This is a genomic window from Veillonella absiana, from assembly GCF_032970865.1.
Taxonomy (GTDB): domain Bacteria; phylum Bacillota; class Negativicutes; order Veillonellales; family Veillonellaceae; genus Veillonella; species Veillonella absiana.
In genome coordinates this window covers 82,365-90,341 of sequence record NZ_JAWJZB010000011.1, presented here as the reverse complement: position 1 = coordinate 90,341, position 7,977 = coordinate 82,365, and the positions used below count along the sequence as shown (strand labels likewise).

Genomic DNA, 7,977 nt, shown 5'->3' with positions numbered 1-7,977 from the left:
GAGCTGTCCTTATGGACCTTCATGATGAATGGCTCAGTTCTACAAGAAAATATATTAAGTTTAATCAATGAGTGACCGGTAAAACATTGTATAGTATTTTACACAGGATTATGGACTTGACTGAAAAAATAAAACTAAGATAAAATACCTATATTTAAGGGCTTTCTGTAAGCTTTATTATCTATATAAACTCTATAAAATTACTTTCAAATTCTCCGGAACCGGGTGCGCAGGTTCGAATCCTGCTAGGCGCACCAAGTAAACAAGCGTCTTCTCACGATGTGAGAGGTCGCTATTTTTTGTTTTGGGACACTTTTTGGGACACATTCTTTTTTATTGTTGCAAGAAAACTAACATGGTATAGTAAAAGTACTTTTATCAATAAAAATAATATGTATATTGTAACTAGGTAGAAAGGACTATGTAATGGAAGTAAAAAACAAAATTGCTGGTGCGGTCTATGGTATGGCACTAGGTGATGCAATGGGAATGCCCCCTGAACTTTGGGGACGAGAGAGAGCCCGAAAATTCTTTGGTGGTAAGATCACAGAATTTCTCGATGGACCGGCAGAAAACGATGTATCCGTCAATTATAAAAAAGCACAATTTACAGATGATACGGGACAAGCACTGGTTCTCCTTGACTCCTTAGCAGCGACTAATTACAAACCTACAGCTAAAGATATTGCCCAAAGACTATTAGCCTGGGCCGACAAAGAAAAGGCCTTTGAAAATAATATTTTAGGGCCTACCTCTAAAGTAGCACTAGCCAATTTCCGCGATGGTATAGATGCTCGGGCTTTCACCGACAAAGCCTTGTCCAATGGTAGCGCCATGCGAATTGCTCCTATAGGCTGTTTGTTTAGACCAGACCAGCAACAAGAATTGCTTGACTATGTATTTGGTGTTTCCCAAGTAACACATACTAGTGACGTTACCATTGCTGGCGCTGCTATGATTGCCGAAGGTGTGGCCTCGGCTATCGTACATGATGATTTTGAACAAGTATTACAAGATATATTAGCCATCGAACCAGCGGGCTATCAACGAGGTTGTGAGACCTTCAGCGCTCGTCTAGCTGAACGTGTAAAAATCGGTATTGCACTGGCAAAACAATACAAAAATGACGAGGATATGTTCCTCGCCAAAATATACGATGTAGTTGGTGCTGGTGTGGGTATTATTGAATCTGTGCCAGCGGCTATATCCATTGCTTACTATGCACAAAATCCAAATAGATGCAGTCTCATGTGTGCCAATCTCGGCGGTGATACTGATACCATCGGTGCTATGGCCACTGCTATCTGCGGAGCTTTCACAGGATATTCAACCATCAAACCAGAATACACAGAATTATTGCGTACACAAAATCCTGACACAGATTTCGATTCCTATATTAATATACTTGTAAAAGGAAGGGATCTACTAGCATGAAAACTCTTGTAATTGGCGCGGCTATCGTGGATCTTATGATGCACATCGATCGCCTCCCCAAAAGCGGTGAGGATATCCCCTGTCATGACACACGCACCGTTGTTGGTGGTTGCGCCTATAATGTAGCTAATATGCTACAAAACTTGCATATCCCCCATGACCTATGTGTGCCTGTTGGGACCGGTCATTTCGGCGATATTATTCGAGCAGGCATGCTGAAATCTGGCTATACGCCACTCATCGAGGATTCTACGCAGGATAACGGCTATTGTCTCAGTCTAATCGAGCAAACTGGTGAAAGAACCTTCATCACCGTCCAAGGTTCAGAAGGTCATTTCAAATCAGAATGGTTCGATCAAATCGACATCAATAACTATTACAATATCTATATCGCAGGCTATCAGTCTTGTGGTGAAAGTGGCCAAGTCATTTCTCACTGGTTCGCACAAAATCCTACAATTTCTAATAAACGAATATTTTTTGCGCCTGGCCCCATGATTACACACATTAAACCAGATATACTAGAACGTTTACTTTCATTACAACCAATACTGCATCTCAATGAAGTTGAAGCATTGGATTTTACGAAATGTACTAATACAGAATCTGCTATCAAGACTATTTACAATAAAAACAAGAATCTTGTATTTATCACATTAGGCAAACGAGGCACCCTTTATTACGATGGGAATGAAATACATACTATTGACGCCATGCCCACAACTGTTGTTGATACAGTAGGTGCTGGAGATAGCCATATTGCAGCCATAATCGCTGGCATCAGTAATGGCCTATCTATATCACAGTCCGTGCACCTAGCCAACAAAGTAGCAGCGAGTATTGTAAGTATATCGGGGCCCGTGATGGATTATGAAGCATTTCAAAAAAATTTGGATATTTGGAACTATGAATACAATTAATTCCGGAGGTTTGGAACTATGAATGCAATTAAAGAATTTTTCAGTGATTGGAGTTGGAATGAAAAAGCTTGGCTAGCCTTTGTGCTAATTGTACAAACAGTAGCTTGGCTTATTCACAACGATACCCTATTCGTGCTAATCATGACATTAACAAGTAGCCTTAATTTGGTATTTGGTGCCAAAGGTAAGGTCGCCGGTTTATATTTTGCCATCATTAATAGCGTATTATACTCGATTCAATGTTATGGTATTCAATTATATGGGGAAGTAATGTACAATGTCCTCTACTCCATCCCAATTAGCGCTATTGCCATCTATACATGGAAGAAAAATATGACACAAAGCGGTGAAGTTAAATTTAGATCCATGACGCCCAAGATGATGATGATTGCAACAGCCATAACCGCTGTAGGTGTATGGGCGTATATGCTGCTTCTTCAATCTATGGGCGGCAACCTTCCTTTCATGGACTCCTTAACGACAGTGGTAGCCGTAGTAGCCAGTATGCTATATTTACTTCGTTTTTCCGAGCAATGGGCTATGTGGGCTATCGTAAATATCCTAGCCATCGCTATGTGGATCATGGTATTCATGCAAGGCGATCATTCTGCAGCATTGATTATCCTTATGAAGGTTATCAACTTACTTAACTCCTTATATGGTTTCTTTAACTGGAGAAAAATCTCTAGAAAAACTGCCAATGCATAATAATATAATTTCACAATAAAAATCGCCTATAATCTACTATTCTCAATAGTGGTTATAGGCTATTTTATATTCCATTTTATTTAAATGCATCCAATCCAGCAAATCCAAATTCCAACATAGCCTCAATGAGATCCCCCATAGGATATTCCATAGGAATATCTGGGATGACATCATTGTAATCTGATGCATTATTCTGGGTGATGATGAGCATTGCAAAGGGCCCAAAGAAGCTCAATGCACAACTATACAGTCGTTTATCTTCAAAGGAAATACCCGTGTATTCACTGATGTGTTTGAGCATGATCAAATTCTGAGTGAAATACCCTACCTCATAATTGAGTCGCACAAACTCATTAGAAATTGTTCCCATTCCGAGGAATTCCTTTAAAAATGGCGATGGGTTAATGATTTCTCGCGCCCACACACGGACTTCCCAAGATTTTTCTACCAAGGCCTTATAGATATTTTCATTAATGAAATTTTCCAATCGCTGTCTTGGCGTCCAATTTTCAAGGTCCTCTTGACCGCCTCGTGCCCTACCAATTAATGTTTGGTACGTATGAGCAAGTACTTCGCGATATAGTCCTTCACGACTGCCGAAATGGTAGTTAATGGCCGCCATATTCTCACCGGCGAGCTCGCAAATTTCCTTGCTCGTTGTATCTTTAAAGCCCTTTATAGCAATAATTTGGCCAGCGCAGTCGATGAGGAATTCTTTTGTTTTTTCACCTTTACTTTTATTTTTTTGCTCTGACATAACAAACTCCTTTATTGTGCCTTATGTTTAAATAGCCATCCTGACAAGGGCATTGTTACCGCTGCCACAGCAATCATCGGTATGAAATCCATATAGATATCAAAAAATCCTGCCCCTTCAAGGTAAATTCTGCGTACTGCATCAACGGCAAAACGCATAGGATTTACATATGTAACATATTGCAATATGGTAGGCATATTATCTACCGGCGTTGCCAAACCTGACAACAAAACTAACGGCATTAATAAAATTAATAAATATACTAGTACCTGTTGCATATTCTTTGCTATAGAGGATATAGATAGACCAATACCAGTGGAACTAATAGCAAAAACTGTCACCGCCAAGAATAATAATCCAAAATTGCCTTGGAATGGCACCTCAAACCAATATCGAGCAATGAGGAATAAAAATGTACTTTGCAATAAACCAATCACAATGGGCGCCAATGCCTTGCCGATTAAAATCTCTGTCTGTGACAACGGTGTCACCAACAGTTGGTCAAACGTTCCCTGTTCCCGTTCTTTAGCAATAGACATGCCCGATAACATGATAACTTGTACAAATGAAATCATGGCAATCAAGGATGGTAAAAAATTCCAGTTTGATTTGGAGTTTGGATTATACCATACACGTTGATCAATACTAACAACTCCATATATTCCCGCTTGTTCTGCATTCCATGTTGCTACAATGGTATTCACATAACCTATAGCAAGGCTTGCAATTGTTGTATTACGACCATCTGCAATGACCTGTATAAGCGCATTGTCACCACGGCTGAGTTTACTTTCAAAATCATTAGGAATAACAATGCCTACAATAATATTGTCAGCACTGATTCCATCCGCCAACTGACTGGAATTACCTAGTGTAGCATACCTGGTGAAAGTCCCAGTAGAATCTATTTTCGCTAGTAACGACCGTGATGACGCACTATGTGAATTATCCACCACTGCATAAGACACATCATTTAATTCATAGGTAGCAGCATAGCCATACATCAAGCCTTGTAAAATAGCGGTTAGTAGAATCATTGCACGCATTCGTGGATCCTTTAGAGTAGAAATAAACTCCTTTTGTGCTAAGAAAAAAATATGACGAAGGTATAGTCTAAATTTAGCAATCCACGAAGATACCATAGATTCCTTACGAAACTGTTGCATCGTATCATTTGATGAATGTGTAGACATTAGTTCACCTTCTTTCGAGTCATATAAAAGGCTAAGAAGAAGAAGAAAATCATATACCCTAATAAAATTGATGTATTTTTAACGATGAGTGGCCAATAGTTTCCCGTTAATAACAACGATTTTAATAGTTGTAAATAATAGGTAGTCGGAAAAAAGTGACTGATAACTTGAATGGCTACAGGTTCTGAATGCAAATCAAACATAAATCCTGAAAGCATGATGGATGGTAAGAAGCTAATATAGAGTGCCATTTGAGATGCTAAAAACTGATTTTTAGCAATGGCTGAAATCACCAATCCAATCCCTAATGCTACCAATAGATATAGCATGGATACCCCCATAATCACGATGATTGACCCACGAAGTGGCACGTCAAAGAGATAGTGCCCAGCTGTCAAACATAGGGTTAATCCAATCCAAGCTACACCAAAGTAAGGGATTAATTTAGCCAAAATAATCTCTAAAATCTGTACAGGTGTGACAAAGAGTGATTCAAAGGTACCGCGTTCCCATTCACGAGCCATAACTACGGCTGTTAAAAATACCCCCACAATGGTTAACACGAGCATCAAAATGCCTGGTACATAGAACCATGCACTGGTGTTTGCATCATTAAACCAGATTCGACTCACCACATTAACTTGCCCCACACTAGAGACTGCAATACTACTCGCGGTTCTAGTTGTAACCCAGGTCAATACCGATGATTGAATGTAGGAAGATGCTGATGTCGATTTTGTTGACTCTACGCCATTAAGGAGCACTTGTAGATTGGCATCTCCGCGATATAAATCCTCCGTGAAAGTAGATGGCACTCTAAAAATAACATCTACTTTATGAGCTTTCATTAAATCAATCGCCTCTGGCATAGAGTGCGTAAATGTAGGGTTGAAATATTCTGAACCTTGTGTAAAGCTCACCATATCACGTGCCGTTGGTGATGTATCCTCAAGAACAACTGCAACTGGCACATTCTTTACGTCCAGTGACATACCATACCCCATAATAAAGATGAGCATTAATGGTAATACAATGCCCATCAAGAGACTACTCTGGTCACGAGTCAATTGTAAAAGCTCCTTTTTCACAAGGGCACGGAGCCGACGTAAAAATCCAGTAAACCTCTCCATTACATCGCCCCCTTGTCTCTCGCTCGTTCTACAATTTCAATAAAGATTTCATTCATATCGGCCTTCGGCAATTGTACTTGTTCACGAATATCTGCTGGACTACCTAAAATCAATAGTCTACCTTTGTCCTGAATCATAAATCGATCACAATATTCCGCTTCATCCATGAAATGGGTAGTAATAATTATGGTTGTACCTTGTGCCGATAATCGTGTAATCTGTTGCCAAAAATTACGCCTTGCTAAAGGGTCGATACCACTAGTCGGTTCATCAAGGAATAGAATTTTAGGACAATGAATCAAACCTGCTGCCATGGATAACCGCTGCTTATAACCACCAGGTAATTGCGAAGTATCTTCATCTTTTTTATCCGTCAATCCAAATTCATCCATGATTTCATAAATTCGACGTTCTAATGCATCACCATATAATCCATAGGCCCCGCCAAAGAAACGTAAATTTTCATACACAGTCAATGTATCATAGAGGGAAAATTTTTGTGCCACATAGCCAATATTAGCACGTGCTTGTGTTCTTGCATGGCGCAAATTTACGCCTGCTACATTGAGCACGCCCGACGTAGAAGGTAATAACCCACATAACATACGAAACGTCGTTGTTTTACCCGCCCCATTAGGACCTAGCAAACCAAACACTTCACCTTGGCGCACCTGAAAGCTCGTATTCGCTACGGCGGTAAAATCTCCAAATTGTTTTACGAGATTTTCCACCTCAATATCGATAGGCGCATCATCAGCAATGGTTTGACCTGTGAGATGAAGATAATCTAATTGAGGCATATCTGTATCACTTTTAGGAACTTGGGATTCTTCAATTTCTACTGCTGTCTCCGTTTCAGAATCCGCGAAAATTACCAATGATGATGCTGCTAATTCTTGCTCGTCATCCTTCAACAAAATCATAAAGGAATCCTCTAACCGTTCCTCTACAGGAACAGGTGTCATACCTTGCTTCACAAGCCATGCTATTTCTAAATTTGGCTCTGTTGTGATAAATCGAACTGCCCCATTGGATGGTACCGCATCGGTAATGCGTGAATCTGCCAACAAGAAACTTTGTAATACACGCATGGCTACGCCAGGTAGTGGTTTCACTTCAAAACAACGACCGCTAGCGATAGCACTGAGTTCAGCAGGTGTACCTTGTCCAAGGAATCGTCCATGATTCATGATATACACCTTTTCACACATGGCCGCTTCATCCATATAGGCGGTGCTGACAAAGACAGATAAATGTTCATCATGAACAAGATGCTTTAGGATCGCCCATAATTCACGACGAGATAATGGGTCTACCCCTACCGTTGGCTCATCGAGAATCAACAAATCTGGAGATCGCACTAATGTACAAGCAAGGCCTAGTTTTTGTTTCATCCCACCAGATAATTTCCCTGCTAAGCGAGATGTAAATTCAGATAGGCCTGTCATCTCTAGAAGTTTTTGGAATCGTTCCGGTCTTTCACCCATGGGAATTCCATGCAAATCCGCATAGAGATTCATATTTTCTGCCACCGACAAATCCTCATAGAGGCCAAATTTCTGTGGCATATAGCTGAGTAGGTTTTGCACCTCTTGAGAGTGCGCCTCTACATCAAGGCCTAGCACGTCTAGCTCGCCAGAGGTTTTATCTAGAAGTCCACACAAGAGACGCATGAATGTCGTTTTGCCTGCCCCATCAGGACCGATGAGTGCCGTCAGCTGACCTTTGGGCACCTCTAAATTAATACGCTCTAGAGCCACCACGGAAGGGCCGTTTTTCACGGGGAATTCCATATGAACATCCTTAGCCCTAATTACTAATGTAGTATCCATATG

General features: G+C 40.5%; 7 protein-coding genes. 3 read left to right on the top strand and 4 right to left on the bottom strand.

All coding sequences use genetic code 11. The annotated features are described in order from the left end of the window. Positions 1 to 426 precede the first annotated feature (426 nt). Genes RVY80_RS09655 through pnuC form a run of 3 tightly spaced genes read left to right on the top strand, consistent with a single transcriptional unit; the run spans position 427 to position 3,062 of the window. Positions 427 to 1,434 carry an ADP-ribosylglycohydrolase family protein gene (locus RVY80_RS09655; RefSeq protein ID WP_317330449.1) on the top strand — a complete coding sequence of 336 codons (1,008 nt, stop codon included), beginning with the start codon at positions 427 to 429 and terminating at the stop codon, positions 1,432 to 1,434. Next, positions 1,431 to 2,354, top strand: coding sequence for a PfkB family carbohydrate kinase (locus RVY80_RS09650; RefSeq protein WP_317330448.1), 924 nt, complete (start codon positions 1,431 to 1,433; stop codon positions 2,352 to 2,354). Before RVY80_RS09655 ends, RVY80_RS09650 begins: the two co-directional genes overlap by 4 nt. A gap of 18 nt (positions 2,355 to 2,372) precedes the next feature. Then, on the top strand, positions 2,373 to 3,062 hold the full coding sequence (gene pnuC, locus RVY80_RS09645) for a nicotinamide riboside transporter PnuC (RefSeq protein ID WP_295191564.1): 690 nt from the start codon (positions 2,373 to 2,375) through the stop codon (positions 3,060 to 3,062). Positions 3,063 to 3,138: 76 nt separating this feature from the next. Here pnuC and RVY80_RS09640 read toward each other — a convergent pair whose 3' ends face one another. Genes RVY80_RS09640 through RVY80_RS09625 form a run of 4 tightly spaced genes read right to left on the bottom strand, consistent with a single transcriptional unit; the run spans position 3,139 to position 7,974 of the window. After that, positions 3,139 to 3,819 (bottom strand): TetR/AcrR family transcriptional regulator, encoded by a 681-nt coding sequence (locus tag RVY80_RS09640; protein ID WP_295191562.1) that lies wholly within the window; start codon positions 3,817 to 3,819, stop codon positions 3,139 to 3,141. 11 nt (positions 3,820 to 3,830) lie between these two features. Further along, positions 3,831 to 5,012: an ABC transporter permease gene (locus RVY80_RS09635; protein ID WP_295191559.1), complete on the bottom strand. Its 1,182-nt coding sequence runs from the start codon at positions 5,010 to 5,012 to the stop codon at positions 3,831 to 3,833. Beyond that, positions 5,012 to 6,142 carry an ABC transporter permease gene (locus tag RVY80_RS09630; protein WP_295191556.1) on the bottom strand — a complete coding sequence of 377 codons (1,131 nt, stop codon included), beginning with the start codon at positions 6,140 to 6,142 and terminating at the stop codon, positions 5,012 to 5,014. The genes RVY80_RS09635 and RVY80_RS09630 overlap by 1 nt, the downstream gene beginning before the upstream one ends. Continuing rightward, positions 6,142 to 7,974, bottom strand: coding sequence for an ATP-binding cassette domain-containing protein (locus RVY80_RS09625; protein ID WP_317330446.1), 1,833 nt, complete (start codon positions 7,972 to 7,974; stop codon positions 6,142 to 6,144). Before RVY80_RS09625 ends, RVY80_RS09630 begins: the two co-directional genes overlap by 1 nt. Positions 7,975 to 7,977 lie beyond the last annotated feature (3 nt).

Coding starts and splice junctions, on each gene's coding strand:
- RVY80_RS09655 (WP_317330449.1), top strand. CDS start 427: ATGGAAGTAAAAAACAAAATTGCTGGTGCGGTCTATGGTATGGCACTA.
- RVY80_RS09640 (WP_295191562.1), bottom strand. CDS start 3,819: ATGTCAGAGCAAAAAAATAAAAGTAAAGGTGAAAAAACAAAAGAATTC.
- RVY80_RS09650 (WP_317330448.1), top strand. CDS start 1,431: ATGAAAACTCTTGTAATTGGCGCGGCTATCGTGGATCTTATGATGCAC.
- RVY80_RS09635 (WP_295191559.1), bottom strand. CDS start 5,012: ATGTCTACACATTCATCAAATGATACGATGCAACAGTTTCGTAAGGAA.
- RVY80_RS09630 (WP_295191556.1), bottom strand. CDS start 6,142: ATGGAGAGGTTTACTGGATTTTTACGTCGGCTCCGTGCCCTTGTGAAA.
- RVY80_RS09625 (WP_317330446.1), bottom strand. CDS start 7,974: ATGGATACTACATTAGTAATTAGGGCTAAGGATGTTCATATGGAATTC.
- pnuC (WP_295191564.1), top strand. CDS start 2,373: ATGAATGCAATTAAAGAATTTTTCAGTGATTGGAGTTGGAATGAAAAA.